The 21085-nt window shown below is 44.4% G+C and carries 15 protein-coding genes; 4 read left to right on the plus strand and 11 right to left on the minus strand.

Annotated elements, in window-relative coordinates:
• Positions 1-230: 230 nt before the first annotated feature.
• Together AB4Z45_RS04420 and AB4Z45_RS04425 are read left to right on the plus strand one after the other, a co-directional pair.
• Positions 231-1844, plus strand: a complete 1614-nt coding sequence (locus tag AB4Z45_RS04420) for an ABC transporter substrate-binding protein (RefSeq protein WP_441908076.1) — start codon at positions 231-233, stop codon at positions 1842-1844.
• An 86-nt stretch (positions 1845-1930) separates the two neighbouring features.
• Entirely contained in the window at positions 1931-2938 is a 1008-nt protein-coding gene (locus AB4Z45_RS04425; protein WP_441908077.1) for an iron-hydroxamate ABC transporter substrate-binding protein, read from the plus strand.
• 110 nt (positions 2939-3048) lie between these two features.
• Here the strand turns inward: AB4Z45_RS04425 and AB4Z45_RS04430 are convergent, their stop codons facing one another.
• From AB4Z45_RS04430 to AB4Z45_RS04455, 6 genes are all read right to left on the minus strand, one after another.
• Positions 3049-5745, minus strand: a complete 2697-nt coding sequence (locus tag AB4Z45_RS04430) for an S-layer homology domain-containing protein (RefSeq protein ID WP_441908078.1) — start codon at positions 5743-5745, stop codon at positions 3049-3051.
• 153 nt (positions 5746-5898) lie between these two features.
• Positions 5899-7569, minus strand: a complete 1671-nt coding sequence (locus AB4Z45_RS04435; RefSeq protein ID WP_441908238.1) for an extracellular solute-binding protein — start codon at positions 7567-7569, stop codon at positions 5899-5901.
• 75 nt (positions 7570-7644) lie between these two features.
• Positions 7645-8538, minus strand: a complete 894-nt coding sequence (locus tag AB4Z45_RS04440; RefSeq protein ID WP_441908079.1) for a carbohydrate ABC transporter permease — start codon at positions 8536-8538, stop codon at positions 7645-7647.
• A 22-nt stretch (positions 8539-8560) separates the two neighbouring features.
• Positions 8561-9427, minus strand: a complete 867-nt coding sequence (locus tag AB4Z45_RS04445) for an ABC transporter permease (RefSeq protein WP_441908239.1) — start codon at positions 9425-9427, stop codon at positions 8561-8563.
• A 202-nt stretch (positions 9428-9629) separates the two neighbouring features.
• A complete protein-coding gene (gene nagZ, locus AB4Z45_RS04450; RefSeq protein WP_441908080.1) occupies positions 9630-11165 on the minus strand; it encodes a beta-N-acetylhexosaminidase in 1536 nt (511 codons plus the stop codon).
• A 155-nt stretch (positions 11166-11320) separates the two neighbouring features.
• Entirely contained in the window at positions 11321-12502 is a 1182-nt protein-coding gene (locus AB4Z45_RS04455) for an ROK family transcriptional regulator (protein WP_441908081.1), read from the minus strand.
• A gap of 250 nt (positions 12503-12752) precedes the next feature.
• Between AB4Z45_RS04455 and AB4Z45_RS04460 the strand changes: the two genes are divergently transcribed.
• Both AB4Z45_RS04460 and mgrA read left to right on the plus strand, forming a co-directional pair.
• Entirely contained in the window at positions 12753-14261 is a 1509-nt protein-coding gene (locus AB4Z45_RS04460) for a glycoside hydrolase family 18 protein (RefSeq protein WP_441908082.1), read from the plus strand.
• A gap of 26 nt (positions 14262-14287) precedes the next feature.
• Positions 14288-15283, plus strand: coding sequence for an L-glyceraldehyde 3-phosphate reductase (mgrA, locus tag AB4Z45_RS04465; RefSeq protein WP_441908083.1), 996 nt, complete (start codon positions 14288-14290; stop codon positions 15281-15283).
• Between the two features lie 81 nt (positions 15284-15364).
• Here mgrA and AB4Z45_RS04470 read toward each other — a convergent pair whose 3' ends face one another.
• From AB4Z45_RS04470 to AB4Z45_RS04490, 5 genes are read right to left on the minus strand one after another with little or no spacing between them, the layout of a single operon-like run.
• Positions 15365-17200 carry an oligopeptide ABC transporter substrate-binding protein gene (locus AB4Z45_RS04470; protein WP_441908240.1) on the minus strand — a complete coding sequence of 612 codons (1836 nt, stop codon included), beginning with the start codon at positions 17198-17200 and terminating at the stop codon, positions 15365-15367.
• Positions 17201-17233: 33 nt separating this feature from the next.
• Positions 17234-18139: an ABC transporter permease gene (locus AB4Z45_RS04475; protein WP_441908084.1), complete on the minus strand. Its 906-nt coding sequence runs from the start codon at positions 18137-18139 to the stop codon at positions 17234-17236.
• A 26-nt stretch (positions 18140-18165) separates the two neighbouring features.
• Positions 18166-19128, minus strand: a complete 963-nt coding sequence (gene opp4B / locus AB4Z45_RS04480) for an oligopeptide ABC transporter permease (protein WP_441908085.1) — start codon at positions 19126-19128, stop codon at positions 18166-18168.
• A gap of 5 nt (positions 19129-19133) precedes the next feature.
• A complete protein-coding gene (locus tag AB4Z45_RS04485; protein ID WP_441908086.1) occupies positions 19134-20069 on the minus strand; it encodes an ABC transporter ATP-binding protein in 936 nt (311 codons plus the stop codon).
• The gene (locus AB4Z45_RS04490; RefSeq protein WP_441908087.1) at positions 20056-21069 is read right to left on the minus strand and encodes an ABC transporter ATP-binding protein; all 1014 of its coding nucleotides are present in this window, start codon (positions 21067-21069) and stop codon (positions 20056-20058) included. The genes AB4Z45_RS04485 and AB4Z45_RS04490 overlap by 14 nt, the downstream gene beginning before the upstream one ends.
• Positions 21070-21085: the final 16 nt, after the last annotated feature.

Consider the following 21085-nt stretch of genomic DNA (forward strand, 5'->3'; position numbering starts at 1 on the left):
AAGAGAATTACGCTAAAAATAGCAGTACAGGAATAGATCTCCTGTACTGCTATTTTTCATATATTTTCCAATACTTCCGTTCAACGCGAGCTATTCCTCCGCGAACTTGATGCTTATGGGACAGCCCCTTTTCTTTATGATGAGCGCTATCCATTGTAATTGAGAATAGTTATCATTTATAATGATAGAAGTCGATGGAATTATCATCATCCAGAAAGAGTGAACTGCCTATGTCCCCTGCTTGTGAAGAAATGTCCCTTGCCTCCCATTTATTTTATATGCCTGTCCAAGTAACTAGAATAGATAATGAAACGGTGGCAGACCGCTTCTTTGAAGAATTGGCGCCATTTTCCCGTATTCTCATCGTATCAAGCGGTACAGCTGAGCTTTCTATTAACGATCAGCTGTATGAGATAACGCGTGGAAGCGTCGTGTTATGCGATGCCCATCAGCGATTAAAATGGAAGGCATCTCCCTCGCTGCGCGGTATCCAGATTGCTTACCGCTGCTTGACTTCGGAGGGCTCCGAGCATCGTGGGCTCAATCACCCTGCACCGCTGCATCGCTGTCCGGTCGGAATCCTTAGATTAGCCGGCGAGCTGGAAACGGTGTGGAGAGAGCCCCAATTAAGTGTACCGCTTCAGTCTCAACAGTTGTTTATTGAGCTGCTTGCCGAGCTGTACAAAGAACGTAATGCTTTGCAGCAGCCGTCCAACTACTGGCTGGAGCATGCCATTCAATATATGGAGACGCATTATAATAAGGATCTGACGCGGGAGCAAATGGCTGAACAAGCTCATGTAAGCCAAGAGCATTTCTCACGTACATTCCGCAAAAATACAGGACGCACCTTCAATGCCTATCTGACCTTGCTGAGAATTCGCAGCGCGCAGCGGCGTATCCTTGTCGGAGCTCCTGATCTGAATACTCTCGCTCAAGAAGTCGGCTATAAGGAAGGCTTTTATTTAAGCCGTAAATTCAAAGAAGCTGTCGGGCTTTCCCCCACCGCTTATCAACGCAAGCACAAACGGATTGCCGCATTGAATCTAAATCATACCGCTAGCCTAATGGCGCTCGGCGTTATCCCAGAGCTAGGCGTCTATACAAACTGGTTGGAGCATTCCAATAACAAGTTGAATGTAAACACCAGTCAGAAGTTAAATACCTATGGCCAAACTCCCTCCACCTATTATGAAGCGATCGCCGCTGCAAGGCCTGATGTCATTATCAGCTACAACATGGCTGAAGAGAATAAAGGCCTGCTTCCGCTCGCGCCAGTGGTGGAACTTCCTTTTATGACGATGAACTGGCGCGAACAATTCCTTATGATTGCTGACATTGTAGATAAACGTCAGACAGCTGAAGCGTGGCTCGCCAATTATGATCAGTTGATCATTAGAAGCAATCATAGGCTGGATCGCCAGCTTGGCTTTCGCGGTACCGCCGTCGTATGGGAGATTCATTCGAACAAAGCTTATTGCTGCAGCAGCAGTCACGGCAGAGGTAGTCAAATTCTTTATGATGATCTCGGCTTTCAGCCTCCCTCCGAATTGCTGGAACAAGGCTTTTTCGCTCGCGGATATGTGGAAGCAGATATCGAAACCATTGCTTCTTATCCGGCCGACCATATTTTCATTACTTCATTGCCTTCTTGCCCGCGTGAACTGAGCCAAATGGATCGTTTATTTCGCTCCCCTCGCTGGATTGAGCTGAAAGCTGTCCAGAATAAGCAGGTATACCTGCTCAATGAGCCAGATATGTTTTGCGGATACGACCCGATCTCTACGCAAGCGCAGCTTCGAGAGCTGCTTCGTGCGATGACCTCACGTCACAAATTTGCATGACCAAACATCATTTTTGTCCATAGTCATTTCCAAGATTACACGGTAAAGTGTTAATGAGAATGATTATCGTTTTAAATAAGGGGGATATGGCATTGTTTTCTTTTCAACAGAAGTTTTACAGCAGCCGTCGTTTCATTTTTGCCGTTTCATTACTATTGTTAGCGGTTCTAGTTTCCGCTTGTGGAACAGAAAAAGCTTCAACCAACGCTGGAGCACCATCAAGCAGCACCGAAGAGACCACACCGGAAACGGCCGTGCCGGAAGCTGCGAAATTCAAGACGGTGTCCACGGTTAAAGGCGACATCGAAATTCCGGTTCATCCGAAGCGAATTGTAGCTGAAGAATACTTGGGCAGCCTTATTGCTCTTGATGTAATTCCGGTAGGATCTCCGGGTGTTACGATAGAAAACTACTATTTCAAAGAAGCGCTGGCTGGCGTTGCAGATACAGGAGTTTATGGAGAGCCATCCGCTGAAAACATAATCAGCCTCTCCCCCGATCTCATCATTACAGCCAACGGAGACAGCTACGAGCAGCTCCGAAAAATTGCGCCAACGATTGTTATTCCATACGGAGAATTAAAAAATGTTCACGCAGAGTTGACCTATTTCGGAGATTTATTCGGCAAAGAAGATGTAGCTAAGTCATGGCTGGCCGAATATGATCGCCGCATTGCGGAAGCCAAAGCTAAAGTTGATAAAGCTATTCCAGCGGGTGCAACCTTCTCCATCATGGAGTACAGCGATAAAACGACTTGGGTTTACGGTGACAACTTCGGTCGCGGCGGCCAGCCCATCTATCAATCATTAGGCCGTAAACCACCTGCCGATGTTGCCGATGAAATCATGAAGAAGCAGTGGGCTGAAATTTCATCAGAAATGCTGTCCAAGTACGCTGGCGATTATATTATTTTGACATCCAATGACCGTACGTTAGAATATTTTCAAAATGATCCGATCTGGGGCAATCTTCCGGCTGTAAAAAACGGTCACATCTACATATGGCCTGAAGAGCGATCCTGGTATTTTGACCCCATCGCTGTTCTAGCTCAATCTGAAGAGCTGACAGAGTGGCTCGTGAATCGGGTCAAATAAAACGAAAAAAAGCCTTCAAAACCACTGATAAGGTGGCTCTGAAGGCTTTTTTAATAGAACAGCAAATACCGATTTAAGACATCTTATATATATATGTAAGGATGTCTTTGCTATTGACCATTGATCCAATAATCGATGAATTGCTGCTTTTCCGTCTCGTCATCCTTCGCTTTCTCCCACCACCATACGCCAGAACCTGCTACGTTTGCTCCTGCCGCAATCGCATCATTCACAGCAGTAGAGTGGTTCATCGAATTCTCATAAGCCGGGTGATAAATATCTATCGTATCTACACCAACTCCGAGTGGTATAAACTGGCAGTTGGTAGAGCTCAAAGCATTACTGATTCGAATCGTATTCTCTTTTATAGCAAGCTGATAGGATTCGGCATCTGTCGTAAAAGGGTTAGCAGGCCAAGGCGCTCCTGGCTCATCTGCACCTGTGTCATAATCCATCATAATGATCATATCCAACAAAGCGCCGTATTGCGTTAATTCATGATCCGGCATATATTGCGGGAACGGGTTCCCACAGATTGAGAGATGTTTGCCGGGACCGATGGCTGCTCTAACTTTAACAATTAAAGCCCGATAATCATTGGCCGACGAGCCTGATCTCAGCGGTTCAAAATCAATGTTGATGCCATCTAAGCCAAATGTATCAACCAAATATTTGGCTTGCGCTGCAATTCTATCATGCATCGTCGCTTTATCTACAGCAGGAGTATGCATATTGCCAAACCGATCGGTCCAAGACAGATTCTGAATGTGCATAAAGCTGTTCCCACTTAATGCCCCGATTAATTTAATATCAGGATTAGTCGCTCTTGATACGGTAACCCAGTGCTGAAGTTCTGCATAGGCAGCAGGATCAAGCGTTCCGTCGATCGCACCGTCCTCGACTGTATCCTCGAAGGTTGCTGTATTCGCCACCCGATCAAAAAAGCCTACATCTATCATTTGATATTTGATTTGATAAGAAGTCATTTTTTCTACCGTTTGCTGAATGAAGCTATCCGTACGCGGGAACATCACCCATTCCGGATTTAGGAATGTGACATTATTCGTTCGGTATTCAGGAGGCTCCGCCCATGCTTGAACCTCAACATAATGATTGTACGGATTAAGATCCCCATTTGGCTTGGTGCTTCCATTGGAGTAAACTCTTAAATACCTAGCATTAACCTTAGCAAATGAGATAGCCTTCCCTTCGCTTGTTTCCGCGTATTCCCCGTCCATGCCTATGCCCAAATCCGCGGAACCATCTGTATCGTTATTATAAACCGTCGTGGACGAGCCAAATGAAGGATCATCGGATAACTGAACAATTACATCATGGTAGGTTCTTCCATCACCATAATAATGCCAGAGGTTAACCGCATTAATATTATAGCTAGCGCCAAAGTCAATTTGGATATAGCTTAATCCAGAATCCGCATCTGTCAACAAGTTAAGATCGTCTGTGATCCCGTCAGTAGCATACACTGAATCAACAACTGCAGCATTAGAGGTCAAAATTTTGCCAGCAGCCACATTTCTCGGTTTAACTGGTGACAATATAGGCTCTGGCAGCTCTACTGGTCTTGTTGCAGTCGTCCATGCCTCAACTTCAACATAATGGTTATACACGCTTGTACCTCCGTTTTGTTTGGTACTGCCGTTAGAGTAAATTCTTAAATATCTTGCGTTCACAGCAGGAACAGCAATCGCTTTGCCTTCTTCGGATTCAGCATATTCAGCATCTGTGCCTTCATTAAGACCAGCAGAACCGTCTATGTCATTATTAAAAACAGTTGTGGAAGCAGTAAAATCAGCATCGTTGGATAGCTGGACTATGACATCGTGATACGTTCTACCATCTCCAAAATAATGCCATAGATAAATGGAGTTGATCGTCTGATTTGCACCAAAATCTATTTGAATATATTTCAGCCCGGATTCCGCCTCGGTAAACAGATCGGTGTTATTTATTTTCCCGTCAGTTGCCAACGTACTGTCTACTAGTAGCGCATTTGAGGTCAGGCTCTTCCCTGCTGCTGCGTTAAAGGGCGTTGGTGATGGTGACATGGTTGGGGCTGTTGTTGGTGCTGTTGTTGGGGCTGTTGTTGGGGCTGTTGTTGGGGCTGTTGTTGGGGCTGTTGTTGGTGCTGTTGTTGGTGTCGGTGTAGGTGTATACGTTGGAACGGACTCTTTCGCACGTAAAGCTCGGCTTAGAGATACAACCGCTTCCGCTCTAGTAATCTCTCCCTCAGGGCGATAGGTTCCATCTTCATACCCTCTCATCAATCCTTTTTCTGCGACGGCTGCGATTGCCGGTTTGCTCCACGCTGCGATTTTCTGCATATCCTTATAACGATTTAAACTCTCAAGCGGGGCAGTCTTTGTTTCAAGCTTGAGCAGGTTGCTTAAGATTTGTGCTGCTTCTTGACGGCTGATCTTTTGATCTGGGCGAAATGTATGATCCGAATATCCGCTTATGTAACCTTCTTTCAACGCTTTCCCGATCTCTGCATATTTCCAGCTGGAGCTGGCAACATCCTTGAAATCAATGGAAGCCTCCTCTGCAAAACCGAAAGAACGGTTGATCATCGTCACAAACTCAGCCCGTGTCACCGCTTTGTCCGGCTTATAGCTGCCATCCGAATAGGCGGTAATATAACCTTTGGCTATCCAATCCGCTAGCTGCTCCTCCGCCCAATGGCCTAAAACATCAGAGGCTTTTGCGCCGAATACTGTTCCGTAAGAGAAGACCGTTGACACTAGAATAATCAATGAGAGCGTTAAAGAAGTTGTTTTTTTCAATAGCATCACTATAACCTCCATTTGTTAACGTCTGTTATGAGATCGCTTTCATGTTAATCTGATAAATGATTGACTTCATTACCTATTTTAATGAAAGGGCTATTCCAATAGGCCAGAACAGACCTATCGGAACAGCCCTGCTGCTTCAATTCATGGATACTAATTGCCGTTCATTTTCTTCAAGTTATTTTGCCATTTGTCAGTCATGAAGGATTGGAGCTTGCTGTAACCCATAGACTGCGCATCTGCTTCTGCTTTGTCCAAGATAGATATAACATCTGCCTCACTCTTAGCCAGCAATGCTTTCGCACGTACCTCTTTAAATAGGTCATCTAGTTGCTTCCAGATAATTCCTTCTTCTGATTCCGGCAGCGGATCTAAATTAACAAACTGCGTAGCATCCGACTGTGTTTTCCATGTAATTGTAGTTTGCTGCTCCGTAGCCCAACTGCGCTTATCTTCCGGCAGCGACATTTCAAATTTCGCTTTAGACTTATCCACGAACACAGTATTACCTGCCCATTGGAAATCTGTAATCGCAGCCATTAATTTGTCTCTGCCTTCGTTGTCGGACGAATATTTTTCGGTGAAGTTTGGTGAACCTTCCGTATCAAATCCATCCCAATACAGACCAGGAGGACCCCACATGCTTACACTTTGCCCTTCAGGACCAGTGAGCCAATCCAAGAAAGCAAAGATGGCTTCTGGGTCTTTAGCCGCTTTCGTAATAACGCTCACATTCCAACCAAGCTGATTATACGTACCTGGCCAAATTTTATTTTTGTCTAAGCCTGCTTTATGGATCGGCCAGATCATGAAATACCCAGCTTCAGGATCATCTTTTTTCAAAATGGCATTCCCTGGATCAGCATATTTAGTAGGGCTAGCTCCAGCAAACACAGCAACTCGGCCGTTTAGTACCTTCTCCTTCACTTGATCAGCTGTTTGATTCATCGCATCTTGCGTCATTAATTTTTCGCGGAATAACTTATTGGAATATTGCATGGATTCACGAAAAACCGGATCTGTGAAAAGAGATGTCAATGTGTCGTCTTTCGGCACCGCCCGCATACCGAGATATCTGACCGAATAATCTTCGCCGAAAGCGGAGAACAGCACATCAAGCCCATCCCCTTGCGCGGCTAAACCGACTTCAAACGGAACAACGTTCTTATATTTCTCTTTTACTAATTTAAGATAGTTATAAAGATCGTCAGTCGTTTCTAAAGCAGGAGAACCAAGCTCCGTGTAGATTTTTTTGTTGATGACATATCCGGCATTTCCGTTTGGCTGACCCGTATACCAGTTCGGGAATTGATATAACTTGCCGTCCTCGGAACGAAGCATATTAATGCCATCTTCTCCAAGCCATTTTTTTAAGTTAGGATACTTATCTAAATACTCATCGAAGGATACAAGCATACCAGCCTCACGAAGCTTCTCAACATCCGGCCCCCGCTCCATCCACATCACGTCAGGCAGCTCATTAGAGGCAATCATCATGTTGTATTTGGTTGCTGCATCGCCGCCGGATTGCACTGGGGTAATATTAACTTTCTTGTTTTCTTTAATCCAGGCAGTCGCTAGATCATTTCCCCATGGCGGCATCGTGTACCAGTCATAGTTGCCATAGAAAGTAAATTGCACAGGCGTGGTTCCAAGCTCAAATGCACTTTCTGGAGCGGCGGTTTCACTTGTCTTCGTGCTTGGAGTGTTCGTGCTCTCTTCGCTCGAATTTGTTCCATTTCCTTTTGAACAGCCGCTCAATACCACAGCAGAAACAAGCAATGCCATAATGGAGCTCATTAACAGCTTCTTCATCTCTTTAATCCCCTCTCTCATGTAAACCTAATCTTCTATGTGCATAAGCCATATGGCTTCAAACACCACACATTAAGCCCTCGGCTATTCCTTCATGGAGCCGATCAAGACACCTTTGACGAAATACTTTTGTACAAAAGGGTAAACCATGACGATCGGGAGTGTAGCGACCATCATCGTGGCCATTGAAAGAGATTTGGACGTAACGCTTTTCATGCGCTCTGCGGCGCTTTGTGCTGCGGAGTCGAGCTGCGCCATTTGTTCGGACATAATATTAGCATTTAGAATTTGCTTGAGCATGGTTTGAATAGGCAGCAATTTTTCATTTGTGATATAAATACTAGGTGTAAACCAATCGTTCCAATGATAAATCGCGGTAAAAAGGGAAAGGGTTGCAATGACTGGCCCTGATAACGGAAGAACGATTCTAAGGAAGGTTCCCCAGTTGCCGCAACCGTCAATCTTCGCAGACTCATCAAGACCCGGCGGCAGGCTCATAAAGAAAGTTCGGAAGATAATCATATTCCACACACTGATAAGGCCAGGAATGATCATGACCAAAAATGAATTCGTTAACCCAAGCTCTCTCATCAGCATGTATGAAGGAATCAATCCTCCGCTAAAATACATCGTAATAAGGCCGACAACCATGTAAATCTTGCGTCCGGCTAGTTCGCGCTTCGTCATGCCGAATGCAAAAACCGCCGTACACAGAATAGAGGTGAATGTACCTATGGTCGTTCTCAGTATAGAGATAAAAAAAGCATGCGTAATTCGATCATCTTGAAAAACGATATTGTAGTTTTCCATCGTAAACGCGCGTGGCCAGAAGGTTACTCCACCTAATGCTGTGTCAGATCCGCTGTTTAACGAGATAACCATTGCATTCCAAAAAGGATAAAAGGTAACAAACGCAAGCAATACGAGAATGATATAAATCGTCACCGACAAAATCCGGTCACTCACACTGTAGTTCATCGACAACCCCCGCTTTTTTGTTCTACCACAAGCTGTTACCTGACCTGCGGGCAATAAGATTAGCCATGGTCAGCAAGCCAATGCTAATTATTGCTTTAAACAAGCCAACCGCTGTTGCGTATGAAAATCTCGAGCTTTTGATCCCTACCCGGTACACATAGGTATCAAGGACATCTGAGACATCCCGTAGAGCTGGATTGGCTGCAAGCAGCAATATATCTTCGAAGCCGGCGGTCAGAAGATTGCCGACTGCCAGAATCATGAATATGATAATAACGGGCATAATGGACGGAATGGTAATTAGAAACATTTGCTTCAGTCTGCTAGCACCATCCATAGATGCCGCCTCATACATATCGGGATTCACTCCTGCAATCGCTGCCAAATATATAATCGACGCAAATCCGATTTCTTTCCAGATGTTCGTGCTGATCAGAATCCCCCAGAAGTAGCTCGATGTTGAGAGCCAATTAATTGGTTCATCGATTAAATGGAGTGATTGAAGCAGCATGTTAACGCTTCCGTTATCTGTTGAGAGCATCGACATTGTGAATCCAGCAACAATGACCCATGACATGAAATGTGGTAAATAACTAATCGTTTGCACGATTCGCTTGAACGCTATTTTTCGAACCTCGTTCAGCATCAGAGCAAGAAAGATTGGTGCAGGAAAACCCAAAGCAAACTTCAACAGGCTGATTACGACGGTATTCCGCATGACGTTCCAAAAATCCGGTGAATGAAAAAACATTTCAAAATGTTTAAATCCAACCCAAGGGCTCTGCCAAAAACCTTTGAAAATATTAAAGTCTTGAAACGCCATCAGCGTACCATACATGGGTATGTAGCTGAAGATCAATATAAATAATATGGCCGGGACAACCATCATCTGAATGTCCCATTGCTTGAGCACTCTCCTGATCAAATGCACTCCTCCTTACCGGAAATAGACGTTTTCCAATTCATTACGCGTGTTTGTATTTCACATGGTAATATTAATATTATTTTATTTTGTACTGTGTCCTTATTAATTATATGGTACTCAGGACTTTATATTAAATTTCTGCAGAATATGGACTTTTTCCTGCCCATTACCTTACCGGTAGACCAGAAACCTTCCTTGCCAATGCCTTCATACTTTCATTACCCGAAGTACAAACGAGGACAACAGAGCTCTCTTCCGGCAACTCATCAGCATCATATGGATTGCGCAACACGATACACACATGCGGCTTTGAAGCAGCGCATAATCGCGCAAGCGACAATTGATTTCTAAACATATGAGCGTTTCTCGTTACTTGGAGAATCGCATCAGCCTGCTTGATCCTCCTCTCTACCTCCAATAGCTCTGCTTCATCGGGGTTCATGGAGGTATAAACCATTTCCACCTTTATTCCTTTATCCTTCAAATAATGATGCAGCATAAACGCTTTATTGAAAGTCGTATCCGCCTGCGTAAGCTGCTTCGTCTCAGGCACAATCATGATGTAATTGCAATCATGCAAGGGAAGCAACTGCAAAGGATCTCGATGGACGACAATTGCAGCCTCAGCGATTTGAGCTGCATAAGACTCCCATGCCGACTGTGGAATAACCTTCGCATCTTCATGATATTGCAGCATCGTATTTTGTAATTTTCGGATGCGTTCGACGGATTGATCAATCCTCTCCTCCGTAATGACCCCCGACTTTACCGCATTGACAATCCCTAAGCATACTTTCTCTTGGAAGTGCCGTGTATGGCACATGATGATTTGATCATTGCCTGCCAATACAGCAAGCACGCCTATTTCTTCAGGCTCGTAATAATTCTTGATCGCTTGCATTTCAATATCATCCGTACAGATAACGCCTTCAAATTGCAAATTCTCTCTTAAGAGATGAGTAACAAAAAATGGGGATAAGGACGCGGGTAAATTGTTTGATTGCAAAATATTCGGAAATACGATGTGAGCGGTCATGATTGCCCCTACTCCTGCTTCAATCGCCGCTTTGAAAGGCTTAAGCGTGCGCTCGTGCAATTGCTCCAGAGTCAAATTACAAATAGGAAGCTCGACATGTGAATCTGCATCAACATCTCCATGTCCTGGAAAATGCTTCGCAGTGGAGACTATACCACTCTCCTTCAGCCCTCTAATATAGGCTGCTCCATATGTAGCTACTAGTTCGGGATCCTCACCGAATGAGCGGATACCAATGACGGGGTTCAGCGGATTTGAGTTAACATCCAGAACCGGTGCCCAGTTCAGCATGAAACCTAGCTCGTGAAGCTGGCTGCCAATTAATCTTCCGCTTGCATAAGCGAGCTGTGGATCATTCGCCAGACCGATCGCTCGATTGCCGGGAACGTCCGTGTAAAATTCTGTGAAGTTCGCGAGTGACCCGCCTTCTTCATCGATGGCAATCATGAATGGTTCCGGTAACAGTAGGTTGCTCTTAGCCCAATAATTCAAGTCGGACATTATGTTCTTCAATTGTATTTCATTCTCGAAATTATGTGGGAACAGTCCAAGTCCACCATAGTGTCTGCTGGTTAATGTCTTCTTAACTTCCTCGGTCACTTCGTTCGAGGGCATACCCACAACGCACATAAGCCCCACTTTTTCTTCCAAGGACAGTGCCTTCACTAGCATTCCCCTTCCAAAACAATAAATATTGAACTATCAAATATTTAATTCGTACACTTTACAAATTAAATATACAATCAACTTTACATGTTGTCAAACAAAAAATTAAGGCTGTTTTCAAGGTCATTAATACCCCTAGAAACAGCCCATTTAAATCAAAAATAATCTTCAAATACTTTGTGCAGCATAAGTATTGATGCCCCAATGATGAAGTTTCTCTCTTCAAAAGTCGCGGGTACCACTCTATTCTGTTCGAAAGGCAGCGGAAAAGGAAACGATGCAAGTCCCTTCTTTAGTTCATTCATAAACTTCTCGGAATGACACATCCACCCATGCAGCACAATAAGCTCGGGACTGATAAAGTTTATAAATACGGATAACGTATTTACGAGCAAGGAGCAAACTTTAGAGACCACCTCTTCAGCAAGCGCTTCCCCTGCTTCATACCTTCTTAGCAATTCATCAAACGTCTGTGGAACGTTATCTATATTTCTCAGAATTGCCAGTGCTTCCGCTCTTGCCAAAACAGCAGGTTCCGTAAGCACCATCGCTATGCATCCGTTTTGACCGCAATCCTCACATCGCTGTCCCTCAGGGTCAATGAGCATATGCCCGATCTCACCTGCTAATCCATTGTATCCGGAATAGACTTTACCATCTATGACTAGTCCCATCCCAATGCCCGAATCAATAGACAAGAATAACAAATTATCTGTTCTTATTTTCCCTTCAAAATACTCAGCATAAGCCGCTGCCTTCAAATCATTGACCACGATGACCGGGTATTCAAACTCCCTGCGAAGCATTCTCTTTATTTCCAAGTTATCGATTCTAAGAAAGGTGGACTTGACGATGACCTCCCTCTGATCGTCGATCACGCCGGGGGTAGAAATTGCAATCCCTTTTACCTGCAGGGGGTCTTTGACCATTGCGGATTCGAGCAATCGGTTTATCGCAGTGACCATGAATGCTAGTACGTCACTATTTCCTTTGACGACTGGCTCCGTAAATTCAAAAACGATCTCATTTCTGAAATTCAACAGCGCTCCGTGGAAGTAATTGTTGCCGAGTGCAATGCCAATGATATAGCCTTTGTCTCGACTAATCTCTAACGCAATCGCTCTTCGACCCGCACCAGGCGACGACTTCTCCCCAACCTCGTCGATAAGGCCTTGCTTGATCAGTTCATCAACCAATGAAGATACCGTTGTTGCGCTCAGTTTCGATTTCTGAGCTATTTCAGCTCGGGATAAACTACCTTCCCTAAGCAACATATGAAGAATAAGGGAGCAATTAATTTTTTTCATCAATTGTAAATTACCTTTTTGAGCTTTCATACTCTGCATTTTCCTTTCAAGATAAAGATTGTTCATCCCATCCATTATGCCTGACAAGGTCTCTATAATTAATAAGGACTCTTTAATAATATCCACAAACTCTCAAAATTTCAACCTGTTACATTGTATAGACTAGACAAACTGATCAATTAAGTATTGACAAGTAAAAGAAAAATGAATTATTTTATTAATTAGTACAGTGTGCTTATTAATTAATTGTCTTGCAAAACACGACGAAAGGATGACCGTTATGAAAATGAAATCGTTTCGCACAAGCCTCATTTTGACGCTAGCTATCGTACTTGCCACTACCGTTTTTGCTTCTGAACAGCGCGTGCACGCAGCAGCCGCACAGAACATAGCTGCGGGTAAAACCCCTACCTCCAACGCCAGCCTTGTGAATGCCTCCCTTGCAACCGATGGAGCCAGCAATAACAGCAATGCTTTCACGGAAGCAGGAACGGGTAAGAAATACATCCAAATTGATTTTGGAGGAAGCTATTATGTAAACAAGATTATGTTATGGCACTATTTCGCAGACAGCCGAACATACAAGGATGTCATCGTTAAGCTTTCAGAGAACTCCGCGTTCAGCAGCTCTACTACAGTGTTCAACAATGATGCGGACAACAGTTCTAGTCAAGGCGCCGGATCAGATGCCGAATACGCGGAGAGCGCCGCAGGCAAAACGATTGTATTTAATCCTGTTAAAGCACGCTACCTCCGAATCTATTCCAACGGTAGCAGCATCAATGCCTACAACCATTACGTTGAAATTCAAACATGGTCTGTTGACAACTCCTATCGCGAAAACAACGTCACCTTTACCAATCCAGAATGGGTCATGTCACCTCAAACCGATGCTTTCATTCAAAACGTTATTAGCAAAATGAACAATTACAAAATCAAATATCAAATGATAGACGCTGGTTTCTTCGATAGGGATTCCACTACAGGTCAATACGAGGATGAAGACAGTCAGCCCATCGACGGAACGATGAGCTGGTACGCCTACGATGAACTAGAAAATTGGGTTAACAAATCCAGGCAGTACGCTCCCAATATGAAGCTGATTGGCGTCGTCAACGGTAACAAGTGGCTGCATGTCCAAGGCGTTCCATATACAGATAGAAACAATGTTCTGCACACACCAGCCGTTTCTAAGTCCGCAATGCACGATAATATCGCGGCGCATTGTGCTTTCCTTGTCAATTACTACGGTCTTGATGGTATCAATCTCGACTTTGAGCCTGTTAGTGCAGGGACGGCGAGCATCGATTACAGACAGCTGATTCAAAAAGTAAGAGCTGCCATAGGTCCGAATAAACATCTTTCTATCGACGGCAATCCTTTCTCCAATAATATGCCCGATAATGAAATCGCTCAGTTTGGCGCATTGCTCGATATGATTGTAATGATGAACTACGATACAGCCGACTTGACCGTTTCAGCTTATCCAGCTAACCCTTCTACAACAAACGCTGCTAATTATAAGCTTGCTATGAAAGAAAATATTAAAAGAATCAGCAATGCTCTGCCTGCATCCTGCGCCTTCATACCACTTGGTCCCGGCGTTTACAATCTTACCGATTCCCATCAATCTTACGAGAATGCTCAGAACCATTCCGTTGCCGTCAACGATGCGATCTTGGAGGGCGCTCGCGTCGCTGGATCCGGAGTTTGGTGGTTTAACGGCTCGATGAACAATGTAGCCGAGACGCAGCAATTTACGGACTACTGGATTAATGGCACACCTTAAAATTGACTTCACAGGAGGCACTTCCATTGCATTATCAACCCAGCAATCAAAGATACGAAAACATGAAATACAACAGATGTGGCGAAAGTGGCCTAAAACTTCCTGCCATATCACTTGGCCTATGGCATAATTTCGGAGACGGCTATGTTTTCAACAACAGCCGTGAAATGGTGAGCCGAGCGTTCGATCTAGGGATCACACACTTCGATGTCGCCAACAACTACGGCTGGCCAGGCGGTTCCTCCGAAGAAACCCTCGGTAAAATATTAAAGTTGGACTTTGCATCTCATCGCGATGAAATGATCATCTCGACCAAAGCAGGCTGGGATATGTGGCCGGGACCATACGGGGATGAAGGCTCCAAAAAATATTTGGTGGCGAGCCTCGACCAAAGCTTAAAACGTTTAGGACTTGATTATGTAGATATTTATTATCATCATAGACCAGATCCGAACACGCCGATTGAAGAAACAATGGGCGCACTTGATCTTCTCGTTCGTCAAGGAAAAGCCTTATATGTTGGTATCTCATCCTACGACGAAGCAGAGTCTAAAGCAGCTATAGATGCACTCAATAAGCTTGGAACACCTTGCTTAATTCATCAGCCTTCTTACTCCATGCTTGATCGGACAGTTGAAAATGGACTTCTTAACTTGCTTGAGGATGAAGGAGTCGGAAGTATCGCATTTTTCCCTCTGGCGCAAGGACTTCTAACGAATAAATATCTGACGGGGATCCCTGCCGATTCAAGAGCCGGAAGCGGAGTCAGATTCCTAAAGCCGGAGCATATTACGGAAGATGTTTTGAATAAAACTCGCCAATTAAACGAAATTGCTGCATCAAGGGAGCAATCCTTGGCCCAAATGGCCATCGCCTGGGTTCTGCGCGGCAACCGTGTTACATCTGCGCTTGTTGGCGCAAGCAGAGTTATCCAGATTGAAGAAAACGTTGCTGCATTAAATAATTTGGAATTTACTTCAAGTGAATTGATAGCCATTGATCAAATCTTAAATGCGGAATAAGCCTATACAACAAGTGGCCCAACCTTTAAAGGTTGGGCCACTTGCACTGTAGCAATCTTTTTAGAATTATAACTCAGCCATTTACTTCGCTACAACCGGTTTATCTTGAGATACGGCAAGCTGATGCAGATAAATGCCCGTTCCATCTCCAATGGCGTAATTGAGTATACGTTTATTAACTGGAACGATAACAGCGCGATACAGCGTTGGAAATACAGGAATATCTTTCACCATCAGCTCCTGCCATTCCTTGTAGATGCCTTGACGTACCTTCACATCAAAGGCCGCTTCTGAAATCCCTTCTTTAAGCAATCTATCCTGTTCGTCACTAGCATAACGCGGGAAGTTATAGATCGCATCGCGCCCATACAAGCCTGATGGATCGACGTCAATGCCTACGCCCCAAGCGCCTTGATACACATCTACTGTTGGATCATCTTTTCCTGTGCTTCCGACACGATCATAGAAAGTGTTGAACTCCACCATTTCCAGATTTACATTCAAGCCGATTGCTTGCCATGACTGTACATAATACTGGGCCAGCGGCTGTGCAATATCCCCGCCTGTCATGGAAATAAAGTTAATAACTAACTCGCTGCCATCTGGATTTGTACGGAATTTGCCATTCATTTTGTAACCGGCATCGTCCAAAATTTTGTTAGCTAGTTCTTTGTCAAAGGCAAGGCCTTTATTAGTAGCATCATGGTATTCAGGGTGGGAAGGCGGAATAAGTGTCGTCGCATTCCAGCGCAGGCCGTGATAGAATTGTTTGCCGACCTGATCGTTATCAACCGCATGCCACATCGCTTTCCGCAAGTTCACATCGCCCATTTTGGCTTTTGCATCAGGAACGACCTTGCCAGCCTCGGCATCCCACTTGCCTAATTTAAAGCCAATATACGTATATGCACGATCAATTGCACCTAAGAATTCAAGATTAGATATATTTGCATTATCTGGATATTGATCTGTCGGGAATGCATCAACAAGATCAACTCCGCCGGTTTTTAATTGTTGAACGACAGTCGTAGGACTAATTACTTTCAGAACAACCTCATCCAAGGCTGGCTCTCCGCGCCAGTAATCTGTATTTTTTTCAAAAACAACAGATTCTCCTGGAACGATGCTTTTCACTTTAAACGGCCCGAAGCCGATTGGTTTCACACGAACCTCTGGAGAAGCAGAAATCTTAGCAACGTCCATATTGCCGAATATATGTTTTGCTAGCGGATAGTTCCACACACCACCAGTCAAAAGGGAAGGTGAAGATTGAATATAGGTAATTTTCAGCTTCTTCTCACTTAATACTTCAATACCAGATATCGTTTTTGCTTTACCTTCATGGAACTCCGTCATCCCTACGATATTAGTGAAATTTGAATCATACCGCGGTCCATCATATTTGGGATTCCCGATGACTTCATGAGCGAACAACCAATCCTCTGCAGTTACAGGCTTGCCGTCATGCCAGTTTACATTATCGCGGATCGTAAGCGTAAATGTTTTGCCATCCTCAGACACTTCATACGTTGCTGCTCCATCATTTGTATAAACATAACTTTTATCCCATGTAAGCAGCCCTTCATCAAACCAGTTTAGCACTTGTGAATCCGGATCGCCGGAATAAAAGTTCCAGTTCAGCGTCCCTTCAAATGGCGTATCTGATACAAGGCCAAATGTAATGGAGCCCCCCTTAATGGCTTCACCCTCATTTTTCTTCACATTGCTGAAATCCGAAATAGAATAAAGACCATCGTCAGGAGCAGGCTTCTCGGTTTCCGCAGGAGCGGTACTCTCTGTCGGCTTCGCGCCATCAGTCGGACTCGGAGTGTCTACTTTTCCATTGTTAGATGAACAAGCTGCAAGAAAGACTAGTAATGCGAGCATAAGCGGTAGAAACAAAGACCTTGATAACATTGTTTTCTTCTTCACCATCATTTTCCTCCCTTATCATCCTTTTCTTTGTCTTGCATCCGTCGCACGCTTTAGCGCTTGACCGACATTGTTTATACTCAACATCAGTACCAGAATCAGTATCGATGCAGGTAACCATATCCACCATCTCATCTCTAGCGTTTGCGGGTCTCTAGCGTAACTGACTAAAGTACCTAAGCTCGGCATGCTCTCTGGAAAGCCAAAGCCGAGGAATGAGAGCCCAGATTCTAAACCGATATTCGCCGCCAAATTCAAAGTCATCGTTACAATAATAATGGAGCTTAAATTCGGCAAAACCTGTGCCATCATAATTTTAAAGTTAGACGAGCCTAACGTTTTGGATGCCTGAACATAATCAAGCTCCTTCTCCTGCAGCGCTTTCGAGCGAATCAATCTGGCAATCCCCATCCATAAAAAAGCGGTCATAATAAACGAAAAAGACCAGATATTATATTTGGGCACAGCTGTCACAAACGCAATAACGATCATTAAAGTCGGCAATATCATAAAAAAATCCACAAAACGCATAAAGATGTTGTCTACTTTTCCTCCGTAATAACCGGAAATGAGTCCTATAAAAATACCAATAATACCTGTTAATACAGTAACAATGAAAGCGATCGTTAATGAATTCCGAGTTCCGACAATTAACTGCCCAAACACATCGCGGCCTCCATAATCCGTACCTAACCAATGCTCGGATGACGGCGGCTTCTTCAATGAAAACAAATCCACCGTTACAATCTGCTCCTGATTCAGAACAGCAGATATTCCGTATACAGATAAAATAATTAAGCTTATGAACAGCAATGATATAAAGGCTATTTTGTCTCGAATAATTTCTCGCCAAACGATTTTCCACCCTGACGGACTTTTGTCCGACTCTTGCAGCGCGTTTATAGGAATGCTCGTCTTTCTCATTTCTTTCACCTCAACGTTTCGAGTTCTTATTTAATTCGAATACGCGGATCAACGATACTTAATACGATGTCAGAGATTAATGCTCCGATAATAGAGGCTACTCCGTACAATAAAACAAGCGCAGTAACGACACTGAAATCCCTCAGCGCGATAGAGTTTAAGAAAAGGTAACCCATACCCGGATAACTGAAGATGCTCTCTATGAACACCGAACCTCCGATGAGACCCGTAATTTCATAACCAAAAAAAGCAGCGATCGGCAGTAACGAATTCCGTAAAATATGGCGATTATAAACGCGGGATTCAGATGCCCCCTTTGCTCTTGCCGTTATAATAAAGTCTCTTTGCTTCGTATCGATAATCTCGCTTCGAAGATATTGTACAGTTGATACTGTGGCGATAAGCGCCATCGATATGGCTGGAAGCAGCAAATGATAAAGTTTGCTCATAAAATGTTGGAAAGTACCAGGCACCAGACCCGGTGCAACGCTTCCTCCCGTCGGAAACCAACCAAAATGAAAGCCAAACACCCACAACATCAATAAAGCGAAAATAAAAAGCGGGGCTGCAAATCCAATATAGGTATACCCGGTTATAAACCGATCCGCCCATGTGTCGTTATATCGTCCGCTTGTAATCCCAAGCGGTATCGCAATCAAGTAAGTAAGTATTAATGTTACAATGGATAACCAAATGGTGTTCATCATACGCTCGCCAATTAATTCAGACACCGGCATTTTGAAGCGAAACGATTGCCCAAAGTCACCTTGAACAGCCTTTGTAATCCAGTCCCAATATTGCACATACCATGGGTTGTTGAGCCCCAGCTTCTCACGCTGGGCATCAAGCGCAGCCGGATCTATGCTCGGATCAAGCAGACCCGTCAGCGCGTCCCCCGGCATAGCCTTGGCCATTATAAAAACGAGAACGCTTAATAATATAATTTGAGGAATCATAATGACTATTCTTCGTAAGACTGTGCGCCACATCGTCCTCACCCTCTCCCAGGCAAAGCCACGAAATGTGTTTCTGAAACGGGTTTTAACGGATAAGCCAAACCATCCTCGTCAAAATAATTCTCATAGGCTTGTTCATATTCCACCTTAACCGCCTTCCGAAACGAGTGTTTTTCCTCTCGTTTCGTTGGATCAATGTCAGGAATAGCCGAGATAAGACGCTTCGTATAAATATGCTGAGGTTGATTGAATATATCAGCTGTCGTTCCTCGTTCAACGTAACGGCCTTTGTACATAATGCCAATATGATCGCACATATGCCTTATAATGCCGAGATCATGACTAATGATCAGATAAGTAAGGTTTAACTCCTTCTGAATATCCTGCATGAAGTTTAGTACCTGCGCTTGAACGGATACGTCCAGCGCAGACACAGGTTCATCGGCTATAATCAGCTTTGGTTTTAAAGCGATGGCTCTCGCAATTCCGATTCGCTGCCGCTGGCCTCCTGAAAATTCATGAGGATATTTATAAATCGATTCCGGGCTCAAGCCCACTTGCTCCAGTAATTGTTGTACACTGCGCTTCTCTTCGCCAGCAGACTGCTTTTCAAAATTTCGCAGCGGCTCAGCGATAATATCAAGCACGCGTTTCTTAGGATTCAAGGAGGAATAGGGATCTTGGAAGATCATTTGAATATCTCTGCGGAAGCCTGCATGGCTTCGAAGTCCGCCAGCAGCAAGCTGCTGGCCTTGGAAGAGAACACTACCTGATGTAATTGCATTTAAGCCTATGATGGCCCTGCCTGTCGTGGTCTTGCCAGAGCCAGACTCGCCTACTAGTCCATAGGTCTGTCCCTGCTCCAAGGAGAATTGTATACCGTCTACCGCTTTGATCGGTGGACCCTTTTTACTGAAAAGACTCCCGCGATTCGAAAAATGTACCTTTAGATCGCTGATCTCAAGAAATGACATGTTGATGATCCTCCTTCTCGTCAGGGAAGTGAAAATGCTTGTAGCAGCTGCATCTGACGAAATGGCCCGGAGAAATCTCATGCATTTCCGGGTTCGCTTCATGTGCAGCCTCAGCAATCCAAGGCGTCCTTAATCGAAAACGACAGCCCTGCCTCGGGAGGTTCTGAAGAGAAGGCACAATTCCCTGAATAACATGGAGCTTAGACTTTGCTTCATTGACAGTTGGTATCGATTGCAATAATGATCTAGTGTAGGGATGCTGCGCTTTAGCAATGATTGTGTAGATATCGGCAATTTCAACAATTTGTCCGGCATACATAACAGCGACTCGGTCAGCCATCTCGGCCACAACGCCTAAGTCATGCGTGATTAAGACGATGCCAGCCTTGCTTTCATCCTTCAATCGCCGCAGCAATTCAAGAATTTGCAATTGTATCGTTACATCCAGCGCTGTAGTCGGTTCATCTGCAATTAATAGCTTAGGATCATTGGCAATCGCGATGGCAATAATGACACGCTGCCTCATCCCGCCGGACAATTCATGGGGGTAACGCCCGTATGTATGCGCTGGGCGAGGAATACCCACTTTAGTTAAAAGCTCGATCGCCCTGTTCGCTCTTTCCTTGCTAGAGAGTTTGGGCTGGTGCAGGAGAATAACTTCTTCAATCTGAGAACCGATAATCATAAGGGGATTTAATGCGGATAATGGGTCTTGGAAGATCATGCCTATCTCTTTCCCTCTCAGCTTATTTAGCGTGGAGGGCGACATTTGGACAATATCCTGTCCTTGGTAATAAATATTTCCTTCTATCTTTGCTCTCGTATGGAGGCCCATGATGGAGTAGGCCAGCGCACTCTTGCCGGAGCCCGACTCCCCCACTATGGCAAGAACCTCATTTTCTTTTACCGTTAGCGTCACATCATCCACTGCTGCGTAATAACGATCCGCAATTCGAAAAGAAGTCGTCAAATTCTCAATTTTCAGCAGCTCTTTTTTCAATAGAATCCTCCTAACG

The organism is Paenibacillus sp. MCAF9 (assembly GCF_052114265.1).
In the GTDB taxonomy this organism is placed as follows: Bacteria; Bacillota; Bacilli; order Paenibacillales; family Paenibacillaceae; genus Pristimantibacillus.